The sequence below is a fragment of the Nostoc linckia z4 genome, assembly GCF_002608075.1.
GTDB lineage: Bacteria > Cyanobacteriota > Cyanobacteriia > Cyanobacteriales > Nostocaceae > Nostoc > Nostoc linckia.
Genome location: NZ_LAHA01000007.1, coordinates 66,869 through 88,101, shown reverse-complemented (window position 1 = coordinate 88,101; position 21,233 = coordinate 66,869). Strand labels below are relative to the sequence as shown.

General features: G+C 41.7%; 15 protein-coding genes. 7 read left to right on the top strand and 8 right to left on the bottom strand.

The window, feature by feature from the left end:
- Positions 1-255: 255 nt before the first annotated feature.
- From VF06_RS08765 to VF06_RS08745, 5 genes are all read left to right on the top strand, one after another.
- Positions 256-444 carry a TLTLP motif-containing protein gene (locus VF06_RS08765; protein ID WP_099069141.1) on the top strand — a complete coding sequence of 63 codons (189 nt, stop codon included), beginning with the start codon at positions 256-258 and terminating at the stop codon, positions 442-444.
- A gap of 402 nt (positions 445-846) precedes the next feature.
- Entirely contained in the window at positions 847-1,359 is a 513-nt protein-coding gene (locus VF06_RS08760) for an inorganic diphosphatase (RefSeq protein ID WP_099069142.1), read from the top strand.
- A gap of 246 nt (positions 1,360-1,605) precedes the next feature.
- Entirely contained in the window at positions 1,606-1,989 is a 384-nt protein-coding gene (gene panD / locus VF06_RS08755) for an aspartate 1-decarboxylase (RefSeq protein ID WP_099069143.1), read from the top strand.
- Between the two features lie 11 nt (positions 1,990-2,000).
- Positions 2,001-2,903, top strand: coding sequence for an MBL fold metallo-hydrolase (locus VF06_RS08750; RefSeq protein WP_099069144.1), 903 nt, complete (start codon positions 2,001-2,003; stop codon positions 2,901-2,903).
- A gap of 162 nt (positions 2,904-3,065) precedes the next feature.
- Positions 3,066-3,818 (top strand): RpnC/YadD family protein, encoded by a 753-nt coding sequence (locus VF06_RS08745; protein WP_306419426.1) that lies wholly within the window; start codon positions 3,066-3,068, stop codon positions 3,816-3,818.
- Between the two features lie 42 nt (positions 3,819-3,860).
- On the opposite strand, the gene VF06_RS08740 is transcribed toward VF06_RS08745, so the two are convergent.
- From VF06_RS08740 to VF06_RS08710, 6 genes are all read right to left on the bottom strand, one after another.
- Complete coding sequence (locus VF06_RS08740) at positions 3,861-4,655, bottom strand: class I SAM-dependent methyltransferase (protein ID WP_099069146.1); 795 nt, start codon at positions 4,653-4,655, stop codon at positions 3,861-3,863.
- 89 nt (positions 4,656-4,744) lie between these two features.
- A complete protein-coding gene (locus VF06_RS08735) occupies positions 4,745-5,959 on the bottom strand; it encodes an HhoA/HhoB/HtrA family serine endopeptidase (RefSeq protein ID WP_099069147.1) in 1,215 nt (404 codons plus the stop codon).
- 463 nt (positions 5,960-6,422) lie between these two features.
- Positions 6,423-7,745, bottom strand: a complete 1,323-nt coding sequence (locus VF06_RS08730; protein ID WP_099069148.1) for a D-alanyl-D-alanine carboxypeptidase — start codon at positions 7,743-7,745, stop codon at positions 6,423-6,425.
- A gap of 1,332 nt (positions 7,746-9,077) precedes the next feature.
- Positions 9,078-10,148, bottom strand: coding sequence for an LOG family protein (locus VF06_RS08725; protein ID WP_099069149.1), 1,071 nt, complete (start codon positions 10,146-10,148; stop codon positions 9,078-9,080).
- Between the two features lie 312 nt (positions 10,149-10,460).
- Complete coding sequence (locus VF06_RS08720) at positions 10,461-13,448, bottom strand: pentapeptide repeat-containing protein (protein ID WP_099084271.1); 2,988 nt, start codon at positions 13,446-13,448, stop codon at positions 10,461-10,463.
- 553 nt (positions 13,449-14,001) lie between these two features.
- Positions 14,002-15,771 carry a pentapeptide repeat-containing protein gene (locus VF06_RS08710; RefSeq protein WP_099069152.1) on the bottom strand — a complete coding sequence of 590 codons (1,770 nt, stop codon included), beginning with the start codon at positions 15,769-15,771 and terminating at the stop codon, positions 14,002-14,004.
- Positions 15,772-16,261: 490 nt separating this feature from the next.
- Here VF06_RS08710 and VF06_RS08705 point away from each other — a divergent pair, with 490 nt between their 5' ends.
- Positions 16,262-19,261: a zinc-dependent metalloprotease gene (locus tag VF06_RS08705; protein ID WP_099069187.1), complete on the top strand. Its 3,000-nt coding sequence runs from the start codon at positions 16,262-16,264 to the stop codon at positions 19,259-19,261.
- A gap of 281 nt (positions 19,262-19,542) precedes the next feature.
- On the opposite strand, the gene VF06_RS39050 is transcribed toward VF06_RS08705, so the two are convergent.
- Positions 19,543-19,728 carry a hypothetical protein gene (locus tag VF06_RS39050; RefSeq protein WP_143861630.1) on the bottom strand — a complete coding sequence of 62 codons (186 nt, stop codon included), beginning with the start codon at positions 19,726-19,728 and terminating at the stop codon, positions 19,543-19,545.
- 242 nt (positions 19,729-19,970) lie between these two features.
- Here VF06_RS39050 and VF06_RS08700 point away from each other — a divergent pair, with 242 nt between their 5' ends.
- Positions 19,971-20,411, top strand: a complete 441-nt coding sequence (locus VF06_RS08700; RefSeq protein WP_218963830.1) for a BP74-related protein — start codon at positions 19,971-19,973, stop codon at positions 20,409-20,411.
- Between the two features lie 63 nt (positions 20,412-20,474).
- Here the strand turns inward: VF06_RS08700 and VF06_RS08695 are convergent, their stop codons facing one another.
- On the bottom strand, positions 20,475-21,209 hold the full coding sequence (locus tag VF06_RS08695) for a DUF1995 family protein (protein WP_099069153.1): 735 nt from the start codon (positions 21,207-21,209) through the stop codon (positions 20,475-20,477).
- Between the last annotated feature and the right edge of the window lie 24 nt (positions 21,210-21,233).

Genomic DNA, 21,233 nt, shown 5'->3' with positions numbered 1-21,233 from the left:
AAAGGTTATGACTATGCAATTAATTAGACAACACAGATAAAGAATTGAAAATACCGATCGTCAAATTTAACATGATGTATTTTGGTGTAACTTTGTGTTCCGAATGGGATGTATAAAATCGCTATTATGACAGTTATAAAAGTGGTTTAGCTAGTTCAATGCTACATCTCTCAGAGTTTAAAACTAGCTAAAATAACTTCAAAAGTCTCTTTTGAAAGTCAACGTACACAACAATCCGAATAACTTGAATATTGTATGAATTCAAATAGTCCGTCTGCCAGTTCTGCCGACACATACTCACACAGGTTGGCAGACATTGTGGGAACTGCGATCGCTTTGTTGACTCTTACTCTACCGGTATTTGTCATAGCGCATTATTCTTCAAATGATGTTCAAAATAACCAGCAACCCGCGATCCAAAACCTACAAGAAACCAAAGATTAACAAACAACACAAGCAATGTCTAAAACTGTTTGACTAATGCTTGCGTTTGTTCGAGTGCTGTAGAGTGCAAATTCCTACTACCCTTTTGGAAAAAGCGTTGCGAAGTTTAGCTCGCAACGCTTTTTCCATTGTTTGGGGTAAGGGGGTGGGGAGATGGGGAGGTGGGGAGACTTGTACTGAGCGGAGCCGAAGTATGGGGAGATGGGGAGATGGGGAGACAAGGGAGATAAGGGAGACAAGGAGAATAATTCTCAACTCCTAACTCCTAACTCTTAACTCAACAGTCATCAGTCAACAGTCAACACTCCCATCTATTGGGAAGAGATCCATATTGCCCTAAAATTCTACACGGGGAGTGAAGCTGAGTGCCCCCATAATCTACGGTTATCAGAGGAGTTTTTTGTGGACTTATCTCGTATTCCTGCTCAACCAAAACCAGGCCTAATCAACGTTCTGATTGAAATTGTTGGTGGGAGTAAAAATAAATACGAATATGACAAGGAACTAGAAGCTTTTGCTCTAGACCGAGTACTTTATTCGTCGGTGAAATATCCCTATGACTACGGCTTTGTACCAAATACTTTGGCTGATGATGGCGATCCTTTAGATGGGATGGTGATCGTTGATGAACCAACCTTTCCAGGCTGCATTATTGCTGCACGGCCAATTGGCTTTTTGGAGATGGTTGACGGAGGCGATCGCGACGAAAAAATTCTTTGTGTTCCAGACAAAGACCCACGCTACGCTAATGTAAAATCCCTGAAAGACGTAGCACCACACCGTTTGGATGAAATTGCTGAATTTTTCCGTAGTTATAAAAATTTGGAAAAAAAGGTAACTGAAATTCTCGGTTGGCAAGATGTAGATAAGGTTGCTGCTTTAGTCGAAAAATCCGTCAAAGCTTATAAAGCATAATAGAAGAGTTAAGAGTTAGGAGTTAGGAGTTAGGAGTTGAGAGTTAGTAGTTAGGAGTTGAGAGTTGAGAATTAACAGTTAGGAGTTAAAAGTTAAGAGTTATGAATTTTTATTCCTCACTTCTCACTCATCACTCCAAACTTCTCACTCCAAACTCCTCACTCCTCACTCCTCACTCCAAACTTCTCACCTTTGATAACTTTCGCTTGTTACAGATCGCAAAACTGCCACTAACCCCAAATCAAAATGCAGCGCACTCTCCTTTTGGCAAAAATTCATAACTGCACCCTTACTGGGGCGAATATTAACTATGTGGGTAGTATCAGTATCGATCGCATCCTACTAGAAAAAGCTGGCATCTTACCCTATGAGCAAGTGCAAGTGGTGAATAATGCCAATGGCGAGCGCTTTATTACTTATGCAATCCCGGCTCCAGCTAATTCAGGAATCATTGAGTTAAATGGGGCTGCGGCACGTCTAGGCATTATTGGCGATCGCTTGATTATAATGACTTACGGGCAGTTCACTCCAGAGGAGTTAAAAAGCTACTCACCTACAGTAGTCATTGTGGACGAAAACAACAGGCTCTTAGAAGTGCGGCGCTATGATGACCTGCTCAGTAAGGTCTAATTTCAAAAAAAATGTCTAATTTTGAGTTGTCGGGTTCCGAGAGTTACATACCTCAAAAATCAACTAGCTTGCTCAATAGTCCAGCAGGTCAGTTTCTAGTAAAGTTCTGGGGTGTCAGGGGTTTGATTCCCACTCCCAGCGAAAACACCAGTCGTTATGGTGGTAATACTGCTTGTGTAGAAATGCATGTAGCCGGAAAACGCTTGATTTTTGATGGCGGTACTGGCTTACGGATACTTGGTAAAACTTGGCAAGAAGTACAAGAACCACTAGAAGCACATTTATTTTTTACCAATTCCCAATCTAACCGCATTCAAGGTTTTCCCTTTTTTGCTCCCGCATTTATTCCTGAAAATTGCTTCCATATTTACGGCACAGCTGCCTCAAATAGTGCCTCAATTAAACAATGTCTGTGCGACCAGATGCTCCAGCCGCACTTTCCTTACCCTTTACAGGTAATGCAGTCGGAATTACAGTTTTACAATCTCACTCCAGATAGCGACCTGAAGCTAGATGATGTGATTATTACAACTGCATTAATCAATCAAACTCAGCGTTCAATGGGCTACCGAGTGAGTTGGCAGGAATATAGTGTTGCCTACGTCACAGATTTGCACCAAAATGCAGACCAAGTAGAACGAGAGCGAATTTTAGAGTTTGTTCGAGGTGTTGACTTGTTGATTGCCAATGCTACCTACACTCCGCCAACATCTCACGACCATGACTCTGCTGATTTACTTTGGCAAGTTGCAGTCAATGTGGCTCTAGATGGTGGCGTTAGACGATTAGTGATTTCTCATCACCACCCAGATGACCATGATGATTTTCTAGACAAAGTTCAAGCCTATGTCAAATCTGCTTTTCCTGAAGCATCGCTAGCTCATGAAGGTCTAGTAGTGGTTGTTGGTAAATGATTGAAAGTTGTTGGTAGAGTGTCTTGAAAAAAGGCAGGGGTTAATCAACAGTAGTGATTGGTGTAGATAATTGTTTTTTTAAGACGCCATAAATCGCGTCTCTAATTGTTCGTGTCAAAGATTTATTTCACGAAGATAGCACTTACTGTTTGGGAATGGATTTTGTCCACTAAGATAGTTTATTTAGCTAATACCTACGGCGGTCAATTACCCTCTAATGATAGCATAATCAAAAGTTATATTGAAGAAATTATGACTATCGATCGTGACCGCTTATTTAAAGAATTAATTTCTACATTTTTTACTGAATTCATCGAGCTATTTCTTCCTGATATTGCCTGTGATATAGATAAAAACTCCATTCAATTTTTACCAGAGGAAGTACTTGTCGATGTGACTGCCGGAGATAAAAAAATTATAGATTTACTTGCAAAAGTCAAATATCAAGAAAAAGATACTTTTTTCTTAATTCATGTGGAATCTCAATCTTATACACAGCAAGATTTCACTAAACGAATGTTTAAATACTTTGCCAGACTTTACGAAAAATACGATTTACCAATTTATCCCGTAGTAATTTTCTCTTTTGATGAACCACTCAGACCAGAACCAAAAATACACAGCATTACGTTTCCTAATTTAGATGTACTAAAGTTTGAATTTGCAGGAATTCAATTAAACAGAATTAGTTGGCGAGATTATTTAACCCAACAAAACCCAGTTGCAGCAGCATTAATGGCAAAAATGAATATTTCACCGCAAGAACGCCCGCAAGTAAAAGCAGAATGTTTGCGGCTATTAACTACTCTAAAATTAGACCCTGCACGAATGCAATTGATTTCTGCTATTTTCTGTAAGTATTATAATTGCCTAGACGCGGAGCGGCTTGTCCTTAGACATAGCTCTCATATTTAATAACTCAAATTCCTGATGCCAAAAAGGACAAATCATAAGGAATTACTTAATACATCGGATGATTGCATAAAGTCCGCGAGCTTCTATCTGCACGTATTCGGAATTAAAGCCTGCCCTCAGTAAAATATGTCGTAGTTCGTCTACAGAAAAGAATCGAAAAACAATGCTAGGAAATGGCTTGAGAAAAGTAGTCGCAAACAATTTGCCACCCCTACGCAACACTCGGTAAATGTTGTGAATTCCTTCTTCCGCATTAGGCCAGCAATGCATTGCGGCTCCAGCGTAAATTGCATCTATGGAATCTGACGCCAAAGGTAGTGCTTCAACATCGCCACGAATGACTATGATTTCAGAGGATGAAATGCCATCTAATTTCATTTGTTGTTGTAACTGTGACAGCATTGCCTCCGAATAATCTACAGCGAGGATTTGTTTGCACTTCCCTGTCAGTGCTAGGCGTCGCGCCATAATACCCGTACCGCAACTAATATCTGCTACGATTCCAGGGTTTTCACCAAAGAATTGTGTACATTGGGCGAACTCTACATCAATACCACCAGGGTTACGCAGTCCTGCTGCCCAAATTGGTGGTAGGACGCGTTCATAAAAAAAAGAAATTATAGGAGAACGGAATAATTGTGTGCGTAAAGGTTTTGCTTGAATGGCATTGCCTTTTATCTGTTGGTGTGCGGCTTCTGGGGTTAAATCCATCAACGATGAAGGAGTTTTTTGGAGTTCCTTTTGGAAGTAATTGTGGCAAGTATCACAGTGCTGTGGTGTGGCGGCTAAAGATTGATGACAAAGAGGACAAGCGATCGCCTCTTGTAAAATAAACATAATTTTTCTAACTTAAATTTGATACAACAAAAATGCTGTAAGGGCGCACAGCTGTGCGCCCCTACGATAATCAATCGGCTATGTTGCAATTAAGAAGCGTTTTGCAATTCACCTGTGCGGATTGAAATTTGCTGTGTCTGATTACCCCGTTGTACCTTGACTTGTAATACTTGTCCAAGGCGACTGTCTTCTACAAGATTCTGTAATTGTTCAGCGCTGGTAATTGGTTTTCCATCGACTTGAACAATTATATCCCCCCGTCGAATACCCGCAGATGCGGCTGGAGAATTGGGAACAACTTGCATAACAAAAACACCATTAATTTCTGGTATCTGAATGGGAGAATTGGGATCGTTGTTATTTTGCTTGGCAAGTTCGGGTGTCAAGGTGACCATTTGCACACCTAAATAGGGGTGAGCAACTTTGCCATCTCTTTGCAGTGCAGAGGCTATGGCTTTGGCTTTATCAATGGGAATAGCAAAGCCAATACCCATTGCATCAGGACGAATGGCGGTGTTGATACCAATTACTTCCCCTCGTTCATTTAACAACGGCCCGCCAGAGTTACCGGGGTTAATGGCGGCGTCTGTTTGAATAAAGTCTAAACGCTTGTCACTAATACCCACTTGGGCGCTGGAACGTTTGAGGGTGCTGACAATTCCCAAAGTAACAGTGTTATCAAATCCCAAAGGATTGCCAACTGCGATCGCCCAGTCTCCCACTTGTACGTTACTCGAAGAACCAAGGGGCGCTACTGGTAAATTGTTACCTGCGTTAATCTTGACTACAGCTAAATCTGTAACTTCATCAATTCCTTGGACTTTGCCCTCAAAGGTGCGGCCATCTTTGAGCCGGACTGTTACCTTATCAGCTTTATCCACCACGTGAGCATTAGTCAAAACTAACCCACTCTTGTCAATAATGAAACCCGAACCCAAACCCCGCAGCTGTTCAGAAGGCATTTGTTGGGGTAAACCATCGCCAAAAAAGCGCCGGAAAAAGGGGTCTTGTAAAAATGGATCGATGCGGCGAGTAATTGTACGTTCAGTATCAATACGGACTACTGCTGTGCCCACACGATTAACTGCTGCGGTAACAAAGCTATTGCTACCAATGGCGGAAGTTGCTGGTGATTGTCGTTGGGCAATGATTTCTGGACTATCCACACTGGGAGCAATGGGGGCAGGTTCGGCTTGGGAGGGCAACACCTGTAATGTGCTGATTGTGAGTACAACTCCTAGCGCGATCGCTAATACATGAGTGCCGAATTGACGCATAGACCTGGGTAATTTGGGAAATCGCATAATCACAACCTAAACTTAGAGGCTCAATTGTTACTTAGTCGTAAAAAATCTATTTACAATTATTTTTACAAATTTATTGCGATTGTTGACCGTTGACGGTTCGCAGTTAACGGTCAACAATCAACTACTTTTAGTTGTTGTTTATTTTTGGAGTTCTCTAATCAAATTAATGGAAAATTTACCCCAAAAGCTATTATGGGGATTTACACTTTACAAGTTCGGTTTTTACCCCAATACAGCTGAGATAAGCCTGTTTTTTCTTTCCCCTGTTTCCCGTTCCCTGTTCCCTTACCTTCACAGAGGATCTTTCTTAACCGAAGCGTATTGGTTTTTACCCAGGAATCTCCTCTCAGGAGCTGCAAAAAAGAAATGATTCCGGTTTTGGGGTTGACCGTTCACAGCGAACAGTCAACCGTCAACAATTAACAATCTTCTCTGAAATGGTGGCTCAATTAAAAATAAACTAACCGGGGAATAAAATTTCGTTGCGAGTGGTTGCACCTAGCTGGGGTAAAGAGTTGATGGCTGAATGGGGAGTGAGGGCAGTGGGAACGCTTGCAGGTACTTGTAATTGTTGGACAACACGTTGCAAAAGTTGGTCTTGTTCAGTACGTAAACTCCAGACATTTGTACCACGGTTGATGATGGCAAACCAAACCAAACCGCGATCGCGGGTGGGCATGACTCCGGCTAAAGCGCTGACATCGCGGAGAGTGCCTGTTTTAATTACAGTAGCAGAGGGGAGGTGTCTAGAGTGGAGTGTGCCCCGGCGATCGAATCCAGACATGGGAAATAAGTCAGCGAGATTTAGTTGATGGGCGCTTGCTTGCTGTTGAATGGCCATGAGCATAGAACAAGCAGCTCTTGGAGAAATGCGATTTTCTGTCCCCAGTCCAGAACCATTGATTAACTGAATTTCCGATTGCGGTACTCTGGCAAGATAAGCAGCAGTTGATTGTACTACAGCAGCTCCTCCCACTGACTCTGCCAACATCTCTGCCATTTCATTGTTGCTATAAACGTTCATTTCCTTAATCAATTGCTTTAGAGGTAACGAACGATGACGCACCAACAAAGTTTGTCGGGGGTTTGGTTGTGCTTCAAATTTCACAGCACCGGCAATTACGACTTTCGGCTTGGGGGTTCCCTTGGGCATGATGGAATATATGTAATTAGCGGGGCGACCCCAAGTGGCAGAATTGAGTGTTTGCTTGAGTATGAGACCCGCCAGCATCGGCTGACGTTGGAAATTCATGGCGAAATTGCCAGTAATGACCAAATTTCCTTTTACTTGCTTGATACCCATTTTATTGAGAGTATTACCAAGGGCGATCGCTTCTTCCCAAACAAACATCGGATCGCCGCCACCAGTAATTACCAAATCGCCTTGCACAACGCCATTTACCATTGGCCCAGTGACACTTACCAAAGTATCAAATTGGTGGTCTGGCCCCCAGGTTTTCAAAGAAACTAATGAAGTGGCAATTTTAGTTAAAGAAGCTGCTGGTAGAGGTGTTGTGCCTTGATGATTTGCCATGAGCATCGGCCCTGACTGCATCCAAATGCCCTGACTTTCAGCCAGATTTTGTCCTACCACCTTGGCTGTGATTAATTCCTTGAGATATGCCTGTACTGTAGTTGCCCCAGCTGGATTTGGATCGGGGGCGAGAACTAAGCCGGGGCTACTTTGCCAAGCCAATGCATCTAAGGCATCTAGAGGCTTGATGTGTACCCCAGCCATTTCTAGCCAAAGTGACACCAAACCAGAACCCAGTATTTCCAGCATATTTTATTCCTCTATGTCGGTTTTAGGATGTTAATGTATTATTTACTGTGCTAATATACACGTTTTTTTATCGCGTTCGGGATTGAGTCATCATAACTGGTGTTTTTTTCATGGGGAAGTAAGTTTAATTACTTGATTTTCGTTACACTTTTTACCAAAAAAAGACGAACTACAAGAGTCACGTCTCTTGAAAGCCAGTATAAAGTAGATAGAGCGAATTGCATTGCCATATTGAATCATTTTTTCGATTAATTTTCACAGTGATTTTTTTCTAGTTCTTTGAATTGCGATCGCCATTCATCAGAACAAGCTGCACCAATTAAAAAGCTGTGGGCATGATTGGGAATTTTTAGCGATCGTCTGCCCTCTGATTTAACTTTTCATTAGATATGTAAATTCATATTTTCAATGGGATAACTTATACCATTTCTTTGTGAGCGTGCGCCTAATTTTCTTTCTTTCTTTGTGTCCTTCTCTGACGAGACGCTGCGCGAATGCGCCCTTTGCGGTTTGTTTTGCATATAGTTTGGCGCATCTTCATACAGAATTGGTATTAGCTATAAAATCACCAATTCGTTATTTTTTTTTACAAACGATTTGGTGGTCAAATTAAAATCATTTATTCAGCCACAAATCATAAATAATTCAATGATATAATGCTTAATTTTTAATTTTGTTTTTAATAATATTATATTCAAGTCAAAATAGATTGAAAGTACTAAATAAATCACGAAAATTTTGATAAGTAGATGGACATAAATAAATATAATATGTTCTGTCATTGCGTTCGCGTAGCGTCTCGTAGAGAGCGAAGCGAAGCAATCCCAGAGACTTTGCGATTGCTTCGCTTCGCTCGCAATGACATCTTAGATTTAATCATGACTATAGTAATCCGATTTGATTCCTGAAATTATCTGCGTAGGTAGGGAACAGGGAATAGGGAACAGGGAACAGAAAAGAAGGGTATAGATGTGTACTGAATCTTGTTCAAAAATCAAATAGGAGTCCTATATTTACTTAAAATAAAACAAATAAATATAGAGGTAAGATTATAAAATAGGAGTCAGAATTCAGAATGGGCTATGCCCCGCTGCATTAACAGAATTCAGATTTACTTTTGATTGTTTAATCCTGAACCTTTTTATTTATAGGACTTACGCAACTGGCATATTATTTTAAGTTTGTAGTAAGGACTTTAGTCCTCTAATAAGGACTGAAGTCCTTACTACAAGCAAAAAAAATTTATTTTTTGTGACACTTGCGTAAGTCCTGTATTTATTTTTACGGCGTCAAAAATATTGGGGTACGGGTGGAAAAATCCACCCATAAATCTTACTTTCTTTCGGGATGTGCTGCATCTTCCAGTGAAGGAGTACCCATCTGATTAATTATTGCAATCATCTGATACAAACGCCCTAAATCTCGTTGATTGAAATACAAAATCAATCGGGGTAATTCAACAGTTTCATCTTGAGCTTCTTGGGGTAAAGCTTGACTTTTTTCAATTCTTCCTTGGATAATAATGTCATTAAATTCAGTATTCAGTTGCTCGACTTGGGCATCTGATAAATCTGTTTTGAGACGAATGACTAATCGATCGCCAACGTAGCGGCTAGAATGGTAAACCTGGTAAAAACGGGTGATGGCATCACAAGCCACATCCAAGTTGTCTGTCACTGTGTAAAGGCTGGGATCGTCAGGACTGACAAGACCTTTATGAACCAATTGCTTATCAATATATTCGCTCCAAGAGCGCCAGTAATCACCACCGGGGTGGTCAATTAAAACCAAAGGTACGGGGCCAAATTTACCAGTTTGGCTTAATGTCATACATTCAAAAGCTTCATCTTGAGTACCAAAGCCCCCAGCAAACAAAGCCACAGCATCACTTTCTTTCAAAAGAAACAGCTTGCGGGTAAAGAAATATTTAAAGTGAATTAGCTTAGGATCGCCATCTATAAATGGGTTGGCTTCCTGTTCAAAGGGTAACTGAATATTCAAGCCAAAAGAATTTTCTCGTCCTGCACCTTCGTGACCCGCCTGCATGATTCCGCCGCCGCCACCGGTCATCACCATAAATCCTAATTTAGTTACACAGCGAGCAAACTCCAGCGCCATTTGGTATTCTGGTGTATCTGTTGCGAGACGAGCAGAACCAAAAATGGTGACTTTACGAACATGTCGGTAATCATAAAACAGCTGGAAACCTCGCTCCATATCTGCCAGCGCAGCCGACAAGATTTTCCAATCAAGGCGCTCAATTTCAGTATCAGCAAGGCGAACAATAGTAGCAAGTGCTTGCTGAATAAATTGCCGATTTTTTAATGTCGGTAGACGAACGATTAATTCAGCGATATCCGCCTGTAAAGACTCTAACGTGTCGAACGACGCAGATGATATCATGAGAACTGCCGGAACAATGGCACTATATTTTACGTGAACGACTCACACTCTAGCAAGCGGGACATAGCCCTCTGTTGTGCAGTTAGCATTCTCAGAACCAGCTTTGAGGTAGTATTGGTGATTGTTCAAGGGAAGATGCCCATCTTTTGGCATTGGAAGTAGAAAAATCGAGTTTGCAACTCGAATGATGACGGTGAAATTTTATCAATTGAGTAAAATACACCGATTCGTAGGGGCGCACAGCTGTGCGTCCCTACAGTGTGTTGCATACAAACAAGAATCGTAATGAATAATTTTCTCCTACTCCTTTCCTCATACTTCTTCTAAACTCAACCCCAACTGTTGTTTTAAGGCTTCTGGCACATTCCCTGCTGTATCCAGCCCTTTGACATAATCCCATTTTGTATTTTCATCCCAGCGGATATCTCCAAAAACTTTATCGCTGAAATCTGTGCCGCTGAGGTATGCGCCGCTGAGGTCTGCACCGCTGAGGTCTGCACCGCTGAGGTCTGCGCCCCTGAGGTCTGTGCCGCTGAGATCTGCGCCCCTGAGGTCTGTGCCGCTAAGATCTGCGCCGCTGAGATCTGCGCCTCTGAGGTCTGCGCTGATGAGGTTTGCGCTCCTGAGGTCTGCACCGCTGAGGTCTGCGCCACTGAGGTCTGCGCCACTGAGGTCTGCGCGGCTGAGGTCTRCGCCCCTGAGGTCTGCGGCACTGAGGTCTGCGGCACTGAGGTCTGCGGCACTGAGGTCTGCGCCCCTGAGGTCTGCGTCGTTGAGGTCTGCGTCGTTGAGGTCTGCGCGGCTGAGGTTTGCACCCCTGAGGTCTGGGCGGCTGAGGTCTGCGCCCCTGAGGAATTGCCCAACTACACTATTAAAAGTTCCCAACTGAATGCAATCACTGTAGTTAATGATGCGAACCAGTTGGTATGTCAAAGAATTTTTTTGTGGTTGACCAGACAGATAGAAGATAATTTCTTTTTTCAGATCATCTCGTTCTTGAGCATAGCGGTTCAACTCCAAAAGCAAAACCATCACATTCAACCCTGCATAAATATCTATCTGGCGCTGACCTAGCTCTTGAATTCCATACTTTTGCAACTGTCGCAGCTTTTTTTGAGGCAAAGTCTCTTCAGCAGAGTCAATAAATTTTCCCTTACACCAGTTACCATAAAACTTTTCTAAGCGTTTAAATAACTGTTCCCAAGGAAAACTTTGATTTTCAGTCAGCAACCCCATCAAATATTCCATAATTTCTGGTGTGAGTCTACCAAAACCCAATAAATCATAAATTTGCCAATTCATTTGGGCTTCAGGAATAACTAGTTGTCTTCCGTCTTCAGCTTCGTAGTATTGCGTCCAAGCTTTCAGGCGTGTTTTCAAGCGTTCAGCAAAGAGAAATTCGCCAAAACTCTTATGAAAAAACTCAACCCCACCTTCTTGTTTATCAGCAGGACGAATGTAAAAAGCAGCTAAAGCTGTTTTGAGAGCTTCGTTACCCAGTTTTTCTTTAGCTTTTTCAATGAGAGCTTTTGCTGTTTCGTCATCTTGTAAACGTGCTTCTAACATTGACATAGAAGCGAATTCGCCTCCCGACTGCACAACACAAACAGCCGCTTCTGTAAGAATACGTTTTAAATCTTCGGGTTTCTGTTGGGTTAACTCAGTATTTAAATTAGTGCCATCCGCTTCGGAACGCTGTTTCGTCAGTACCCAGTTTAAAGCCTCCTGGTAAATTATAATTTTGGCTGTGCGTTGATTCGCTTGCTCTAATTTATCAATTGCCAATTTCCCATCTCGATACATTGCTGCTAACAAATAAAGTAACAGCGGCTCTTGGGCTAAGTTTTTCACCTCAGATGGACATTTATCACTTTGTAAAAACTGTCCAAAGGCTGCGGTTTTTCCTTTATTGGCTGGTAATTCTTCCCATTTATCTAACCATTTTTGTTGGAGTTGTCCATCCATTTCGACAATTTCCACTCGCTCTAAATTACGAGGCAAGTGAGGAATACCTTGTAAAGACATCGACCTACCAGTAATTAATACTCGATGTCTCATTTCCTGGTAATTTTTACACTCCTGCTGAAATCCAGATACTTGTTTGATAAATGCTTCTAGGTTGAGGTTGGTTCTAGCCTCAATATGCAATTCATCAAACCCATCAAGGATAAACAAGAAACGGGTGTTTTTATTTGTTAACCAATTTTTATCGTTTTGAATAAAACTAATTTTCAGTTCTGCTTGTAAAGTGTTTTCTAAACGCTGCTCGAAGGAGTCTAAATCTCGTAACCGAATTAAAATCGGTGTCCAAATTGGATGTAAATGCTGCCGCACCCAATCAGAAAACATCCGACAAAAGACACTTTTACCTCTTCCTGGGCCTCCTTGAACAAACATCACTTGTTCTAGCTTACTTGGATTTAGAAGAATTTCCTTAGCCCATGTTTCTAAATCTAAAAAGTCTGCTTTTTTATCTATTTCACCATTTGTATTTACAGGTTTGATTTTTAAAGGTACATAAATATCTTTAAATGAGAAACTCTCGTCAAAAACTTGCTCTAATGGCTTGCTAGCAATATGAATTTTTAGGTATTCATCAATGCTAGAGAACTTTTGCTGTTCTTTCTGCCAGTCTCCAAAAGAAGGCTGAATTATATTTTTAATAGCATCACCTGATTCTATCCAGGCTTGAATTATGTAGCGATGAGTATTCCAAGCTACTCTTTGAGTCAAAATATTAATATTATTGTTGGGAATGTTTGCTGCTTCTAATCGTGCAAATAATACTTCATTAAATGCTATGGCTAATTCTGATTCATGGAAACAGGTTACAGCTTTGCTTGCACTTTTATAATCTAATTCAATATCGTTGAGTTTTTGTAGTTGTTTGGTTAGTGCTTGATTAATATTGGTGTCATCATTCAATTGAATAGATGAATATAAGGATAAAATTTCTTTGGTACTTTCTAAATAAGCTACTTTACTAAGTATAAATACACAATCTGCTAAAGAAGGATCTTGTTGAGTTATGTCGCGGGAAAACTTCAGCAAGGCAATTCCTAGCGGTACGAATGGCAAACCCGCACCTACCACCTGTGCTAAGGGCGAACACAACACATCTAGCAGTGAGGATGAGTTTTGCAGGAGAGGTTTTAAGAGTTCTATGCTGGCACCTTGTTCTTGAAGGGTTTTTGCGGCTTCTAAAACTGCTTGGCCAGTTTCAACTGTGGTGTTTACAGTCTCTCCTACCGAAAAGGATGTCCTCAACTGCTGCCATATTTGTGATAAGCGCTTTTTCATTCGCTTGGATTCGTATAATTACTGGTATTTAAAGTCTAGTCTAAAGTTTAGGGTTGATGGGGTGTATTAAGAATGACGAACCGCCGAGGCGCAGAGGACACAGAGGAAGAGAAATAGCGATCGCATTATCCTATTAATTTGGTATTGTGAACCAAAACACTTGTGTTGTGAACCAAAATACTTGTGTTGTTGACCAAAATACTTGTGTTGTGAACCAAAACACTTGTGTTGTTGACCAAAATACTTGTGTTGTTGACCAAAATACTTGTGTTATTAACCAAAGCACTTGTGTTGTTAACCAAAGTAGTTGTGTTGTCAACCAAAACACTTGTGTTCTGAACTTGAAAATTCTTCTACGAGAATAACCAACTACAAATAACGCAAAGACTAAAAATTTCCCCGTGTCCCCAATACGGTTCGGACAAGCAGTATAAACTTCCCTTGTAGTCTGGGAAAAAATCAAGGGTTAAGGGGATTTGGATGTGTTTGAAACCTTTCCCCTTCCCCTTTCCCCYTTCCCCTTTCCCCCTTCCCCCTTCCTCTTTCCCTCACCTCACTTCAACCCCAACTCTTCCTTCAACGCCTCTGGCACATTAACTGCTGTGTCTAATCCCCGTACACTTTCCCACTGCTGCTTTTGACCCCAGGTCATTTGTTCCATGTTGGCGTCGCTGAGGTCAGCACCTCCAAGAATGGCGCTACTGAGATTACTATGGCTCAGATTTGCACCATTGAGCATCGCACCACTGAGGTTACTGCCGCTGAGGTTGGCATTATTTAGGTTGGCATAGCTGAGGTCTGTGCCAAAAAGTATGGCGTCGGTGAGGTCTGCACCACTGAGGTCGGCGTCGTTGAGAATTACACCGCTGAGGTCGGCTTCGTTAAGAGTGACTCGACTCAGGTCTGTGCTGCTGAGGTCTGCACCTAAGAACATTGCACCGTCGAGTCTGGCGTTGTTCAGCTTAGCGCCGTTGAGTTTGGCATAACTGAGGTCGGCGGCGACGAGGATAGCGCCCTTCAGATTGGTACTGAAAAGAATTGTGTCGCTGAGGTTCGTACCGTTAAGGATGGCGTGACTCAAGTCAGCACCGCTGAGGTCGCCACGGCAAAGGTCAGCATGGCTGAGGTTGGCGCTGCTGAGGTTGGCGTCACTCAAATTAGCACCGAAAAGGATGGCGTTACTAAAGTCAGTACAGTTGAGGTTGGTACTGCTGAGGTCGGCGCGGTTGAGGTCGGCGCTTTTCAAGTTGGCACGAGTGAGGTTAGCACTACTAAGGTCAGCGCGGCTGAGGTTAGCACCGCTGAGGTTAGCACCGCTGAGGTTAGCACCGCTGAGGTTGGCGCTGCTGAGGTCGGCACCACTGAGGTTAGCACCACTGAGGTTGGCTGCGCTGAGGTTGGCATCGCCAAGGTTTGCTGCGGTCAGGTTAGCACCGCAAAAGTTGACTCCTGTTAAGTTGGCATCCCCAAGGTAAGCACGGCTGAGGTTGGCGTTGCTAAAGTCTACCCCGGTGAGGTTAGCATCGCCGAGGTAAGCACCGATAAAGTTACCACTTTTGAGAAATTGCCCGATTATGGTGCTAAAGTTCCCAATTGCTAGGGCATCGCTGTAGTTAACAATTCGCAGTAGTTCGGATGTGAAAAAATTATCTGTGTCTGGTTGAGCTGAAGGATAAAAAATAATTTTTTGTTTGAGTCGGTCTTGTTCTTGGGCGTAGCGGTGTAACTCTAGTAGTAAAATCAGGACGTTTAGCCCTGTATATACATCTACCTGTCTGAGTCCGATCGCCACATTTTTTGCTGCCAACTGTAACATTTTTTTCTGAGGTAGGTTATCCTCTGGTGTGGCATCAATAAATTCTCCCTGACACCAACGACGATAAAAATCTTCTAACCGCCAAAAAAGTAGTTCTGGGTTGATTTTTCGATCTGTAACCACCAATTCCATTAGTTGGTTGACTATTTCGGGTTTCAGCGCCGCTTCACCCAGTAAATTGTAAATCTCTTCATGTAGTTGGCGATCGCTAACTGCAAAGCATAACCCAGCAGGTTGCCTACTCAATATCTTTTCGTCTATGTTAGAGTTCTCAGTTTTCCCTGTTAATGTCCATTTTTGGATACTTTTTTGCAGTTTTTCACACAATAAATATTCAGGCAAATAATCTTGAACAAATTTAAGGCTTTCGTCTGGTTCTTTAATATTTTTTCTTAGAGGCAAAACTGCTTCGGTTTCCAAAGATGCAGTTTTTGACATCTGTTGTAACCTTGTACCCCTCACATAATTTATCAGCAGTTTCCAGACTTGAGATAAATATGTTGACATTTCTGTGTCCGTTGATACATTTAAAGTAATTGTTGCGATAATCCTGAACTAAGTTAGTTTTGTTCCCATGATGAAGATACTCGTATAAATATTTACTATTATATGCTTTCTAAATTTGTAGTGTGACTTGTCATAGGTACTGCTAGAAGGCGTTTTCAGCCTAAAACTGATACTGTTAATGTCAATAAATTGTCAAGTGAAAAATTATTTCAAAAATCACATAATTTTGCGGTCTTGACAAATTCGTTATATTTTTTTCCCACGATATTTACTGGTGTGATGTAAAAATAATACTTACTCTTTGTGAGAGACGCAATTATTAGGAAAAATACTACTGCAAAACAACACAAAAAATCGAAAAAATGACAATTAAAATTGAAGTCAAACTTTGCTGCTGGATATAAAGCAGGTATTGAATCAACACCACAAGGGCTGCGTACCTTTGCAAAAGTTAAAACTTAACGAAAGATAGTTATTGGGGATGAATGCAATGACCAGATTTGGCTTTTATGTGATTTTGTTACAAGGTTTGTTTTTAGGAATAGTAACGACTAATGCCAAGTCATTGGCTGTGAATAAAGTAAATTCGGAGTTATCTAGCGAACATCAGACAGTATTAACAAGTAAACAAAAGTCTCATCACCCTTCAAAGACCGAAACTTTTTCCAACAAAAACTCAAGCTTATCACTAAAAAATAGCAATAGCCGTCCCCAACAGAGACTAGCAGCAGGGCAAGTTTGGGTAGTTAATCAACATCAACAGGTAGAGCCTCAACCCTTTATGTGGGTAGTAAAAGACCTAAAAAAAATAACACAGCAACCATTTTTACAAGTTATCAAACCATCACAAAAACCGAATTCCAAACCGAATTCTAGTACTAAACCAGAAGCAAAGGATGATTTACAAGCCTTTGATGAAGTAATCAAAGATACTGTGAAGCAGGGAGGATTGTTTACCCTTTATCAAAATAAAGAAAAGAATAAAATTTATTTAGAAATTAAACCAGAGCAACTAAATAAAAATTTTCTGGCTGCGGCAACCTTGGAATCGGGCATTGGCGAACGGGGTATTTACAGCGGGATGCCTTTGCAAGATTTTTTGTTTTATTTCCGGCAAGTGGATAATAATTTACAATTTGTGATTCGCAATGTCAATTTCCGGACTCGTGAGGGAGATCCGCAGGCGCGATCGCTTGCCCGTTCCTTTAGTGACTCTGTTCTCTATAATATTTCTATTAAAAGCATTCATCCGCAACGCAAAACCATTCTCATTGACCTGGGGGATTTGTTACTCACAGACTTAGCGGGATTATCTTCAAGTTTAGGAGTTCCAGGAACCACAGACCAGTCATATTTCGGTAATTCTAAAGCTTTTCCCCAAAACATAGAAGTTGAATCTGTGTTAAATTTCTCCGGTGGTAGTGGTAAAGACAGTGAAGTGCCAAGCTTTGCCTCACTAGCTGATAACCGTGGTTTTACGTTACGCATCCACTACAGCCTCTCTCAACTTGCCGATAATAATTATCGCCCCCGCATTGCCGACGATCGCATCGGCTATTTTATCACCGCTTACCAAGATTTATCCAAAGACGATCGCGGCGATTCTTTTGTGCGTTACATCAACCGCTGGAACTTGGAAAAAGAAGACCCAAAAGCAGCAATTTCTCGTCCCAAAAAACCTATTGTCTTTTGGATTGATAACGCTGTGCCCTTAGAATACCGCGATGCCATTAAAGAAGGCATCGTTATGTGGAACAAAGCCTTCCTCAAAGCCGGATTCAAGGACGCCATTGAAGCCCGCCAAATGCCAGATGACGCCACTTGGGATCCAGCAGATATTCGTTACAACACGATTCGCTGGATTAACACGGTAGACGGATACTTTGCAATGGGGCCATCGCGTGTTAATCCATTGACCGGAGAAATTTTAGATGCAGACATTATTGTAGATGCTAGTTTTGTGCGGGCACTCAAGAATGAATATCGCAAAATTATCCAACCCAACGAAGTACAAAATACACAAAATACCACTACTTTAACGGCATTGATGCAAAATCGTTTACTTTGCGCCAATGGTTTAAATGCCAAAGATCGGAATGTACCCCAGCAAAGTCAAGGGTTTTTGCGTCATTTATCTAAAATGGCAGGGGAGTACGATTTGTGTTATGGCATGGAAGCAGCGAATCAATTTGCCTTTGGTTCCTTGGCAATGTCACTGCTGCCAGATACTACACCCAATCAAATCCAGGTGAAAGAATATATTAACCAATATTTGCGTTTAATCATCGCCCACGAAGTCGGACATACCCTTGGTTTACGCCATAACTTCCGTGGTAGTACCTTGCTACCACCAGAAGAAATGAATAATACAGAAATTACCAAAACTAAAGGTTTGACGACTTCGGTAATGGATTATATTCCCCCAAACATTGCCCCCCAAGGTACAAAACAGGGAGATTACTTTCCTAGTATGGTGGGGCCTTATGATGAATGGGCGATTAAGTACGGCTACATACCAATTCAGACATCAAATGCAATAGGAGAAAAGCAAGTTTTACAAGAAATTGCTGCACAATCTTACAAACCTGAATTGAGTTATTCCACCGACGAAGATGTGTATGACCTCGACCCAACTGCTGATGCCTGGGATAATAGCGGCAACGTGCTACTTTATTCTCAGTGGCAATTGAATAATTCCCGTGTTATGTGGGATCGTCTGGATAAACGTTTCCCTGTGGATGGAGATAGTTACAGCGATGTCAGCGAACGTTTTACTACAGTATTGGGTAACTATTTTCAGCAAATATACTACACCACAAAATACATCGGCGGGCAGTCTTTCTACCGCGTCCGCCCCAACGAAATCCCCTTGGAAGTTAGCCAACGCCGATTACCATTTGAACCAGTACCAGTAGATCAACAACGTCAGGCTTTAGAAACACTGCAAAAATATCTATTTGCCGAAGATGCCCTCAGCTTTTCCCCAGAACTACTGAATAAATTAGCACCTTCCCGTTGGCGACATTGGGGTAGTTATCCCCAAGTTGGTCGCTTGGATTATCCAATTCACGATTTAGTATTATTGTTGCAGGGTTCTGTGTTGCGAGATTTACTCTCTGGCGATCGCCTTTCGCGTCTCAAGGATATCGAACTTAAAAGTAAGCCAGAAAATGCATTGACTCTTCCAGAATTATTTGACACATTACAGTCAGGTATTTGGACGGAAGTCATCAAACCAAAAGGTAAACCAATGAAGATTGCTAGCTTGCGGCGAGGCTTGCAGAGAAAGTATTTAGACATTTTAAGCAATATGGTCTTGCGAAAAGAATACGTTCCAGAAGATGCTCGCACTTTGGCATGGTATAAACTCAAACAGTTGGATGAGAAACTCAAAGATGTTAATTCTGATGATGAATATACCAAAGCGCATATTCTAGAAACACGCGATCGCATTGAAAAAATCTTGAATGCGCCGTTGCAAGCAAATTAAAAAAGTTAGGAGTTAGGAGTTAGGAGTTAATATTAAAATTCCTAACTCTTATTGTTCGGACAGCATTTTGGCAAAATATACCCTTCTGATGTCAGAGGCGCGTCAGGTTCCTGACCAACTGCTTGGCAATGTCGCACAATGTATAGGGTTTTCAACATTAAATTTCTATTTGAGAAGGAAATACTAGCCAACAATCAACCTAACTTTTCACGGTATCTGGAAAACCTCTCTCTAAATCTCTCTCCTGCGAGGAGAGAGACTTTGAATTCTTGGTTTGGAAGTTAGATTTTCCGTAGACTTTTCCATATAATATCAAGTCCGGCTAAATGCTTGTCATTACGTTCGCCCTTGGCGTTCCCGCAGGGTACGTAGCGATAGCGAAGTGAAGTAATCGCAGAATTCTTGCGATTGCGTCGTTCCACTTCGTTGCACTCGCAATGACATATCACAAGTAATTTACTGGACATGTCCCTTCATCAGGATGAGTCCAATTCATCACCTGATGGTTTTGTGGGTAATTCGGCAATGTTTTGATAATCGCCGCCGTTTTTTACCCAAATTTCCCACGTGCAAAAACTGAGTTTTCCATACAATTCTGATTTTTTTTAATAATTTTTTCTTAACTGTCTTAACTGTCTTAACTGTCCTTGTGTAACTTTCTCGATCGTGTTAGCTTACTCGCAACATTTGTACCTACATAGGGAAAATTATGATTGCGATCGCAAGAAAATTAATCCGTCGAGTACTAACTGTGTTGGCTGTTGTAGCTATCCTTGCTATGGGTTTTAGTTCACCATCATACGCCGCTACTCCTGCCAGATTTGTATTTGAAACTCCACCTTCTCGCGGTCAATTTGTTGTGGAACTTACTGATGAGAGTAAAATTCAACAAGCGAGGGATATACTCAGTGGAAAAGAAAAAGATACAACCCATATATACGGAAGAATCATAAAAAGACCAGCCGCATACAATCCAGGTTGGAGTTACCAATTAGACCCAGCGTCTATCAATTTCTTTCAAGTGGCGATAGAAGTTTGTGATGCTTCAATTGAATACACCGAAGACCATTTAGATGAGGCAGGCGGCCCATTTTTACCAGGTGGCTTCTGGTGTCCTTGGAGTTCCCGGCTAGTTAAGGAAATTTCATAGTAATAGAAAATTGACAATGAGGCAGCAGGCGATTAAGTTTTCTCCTGCTACCTCTGCTTTTTCCTAACTACTCAAAGCTTTTAAAAACCGTTGTAAACTCTTAAACACATTCGGCTTTCTTGCTGGTATAGCGTTGGTTGTTGTTTGGGGTTGTCCCTTCATCAGGATGAGATCCAACTCATCCCCCGATGGTTTTGTGGGTAATTCGGCAATTTTTTGATATTCACCACCGTTTTCTACCCAAATTTCCCACTGTCCTGGGTAGCAGCGATATAAAGCGGTTTGATCGTCTATCGGCCGCAGGTAATAGGCGGATTCAATGGTATTAATGAAGCGATCGCGGATTTTTCTAGCTGCGTAACCAATACCCACAGTTCCCGAATCTTCAAGGCGGGGATTTAAAAATACTAAAGGGCGATCGCCAATTTCGTCACATAACTTTTCTAACTGTGGTACTTCTACGGAAGTGGGAGAGATAAATAAGAAAATTTCATCCTCTGGCTGGATTTTTGTTTGCAACGAAGCAGCCCTCCCCGTCCCGATATCCAAAATTTGAAATGGTGCATCAGCCCAATCGCGGCGGGCTAAGGCCGCAGCCCCAGCATCAGCAAAGAAAATCTTCAAGCGAGAATCGTATTCAGCAAACAACGGCACAAATTGTTCTGCCACGGGCATGAGTTTCAGTTCTGGGAACAGGAAATCAACTTGTAGGCGATTACAACCATCGGCAAGGGCGGCTTGGACAGCTGTCTGAGATTGGGCGATCGCATCTTCAAGACTATTGGGAAGTTCACTCATGATTTATTATCGTTGGTTTAGCAT

Bases quoted from the DNA above. Each gene is read 5' to 3' on its own strand.
- VF06_RS08765 (WP_099069141.1), top strand. From the start codon at position 256: ATGAATTCAAATAGTCCGTCTGCCAGTTCTGCCGACACATACTCACAC.
- panD (WP_099069143.1), top strand. From the start codon at position 1,606: ATGCAGCGCACTCTCCTTTTGGCAAAAATTCATAACTGCACCCTTACT.
- VF06_RS08750 (WP_099069144.1), top strand. From the start codon at position 2,001: ATGTCTAATTTTGAGTTGTCGGGTTCCGAGAGTTACATACCTCAAAAA.
- VF06_RS08740 (WP_099069146.1), bottom strand. From the start codon at position 4,655: ATGTTTATTTTACAAGAGGCGATCGCTTGTCCTCTTTGTCATCAATCT.
- VF06_RS08735 (WP_099069147.1), bottom strand. From the start codon at position 5,959: ATGCGATTTCCCAAATTACCCAGGTCTATGCGTCAATTCGGCACTCAT.
- VF06_RS08730 (WP_099069148.1), bottom strand. From the start codon at position 7,745: ATGCTGGAAATACTGGGTTCTGGTTTGGTGTCACTTTGGCTAGAAATG.
- VF06_RS08725 (WP_099069149.1), bottom strand. From the start codon at position 10,148: ATGATATCATCTGCGTCGTTCGACACGTTAGAGTCTTTACAGGCGGAT.
- VF06_RS08710 (WP_099069152.1), bottom strand. From the start codon at position 15,771: ATGTCAACATATTTATCTCAAGTCTGGAAACTGCTGATAAATTATGTG.
- VF06_RS08705 (WP_099069187.1), top strand. From the start codon at position 16,262: ATGACCAGATTTGGCTTTTATGTGATTTTGTTACAAGGTTTGTTTTTA.
- VF06_RS39050 (WP_143861630.1), bottom strand. From the start codon at position 19,728: ATGTCCAGTAAATTACTTGTGATATGTCATTGCGAGTGCAACGAAGTG.
- VF06_RS08700 (WP_218963830.1), top strand. From the start codon at position 19,971: ATGATTGCGATCGCAAGAAAATTAATCCGTCGAGTACTAACTGTGTTG.
- VF06_RS08695 (WP_099069153.1), bottom strand. From the start codon at position 21,209: ATGAGTGAACTTCCCAATAGTCTTGAAGATGCGATCGCCCAATCTCAG.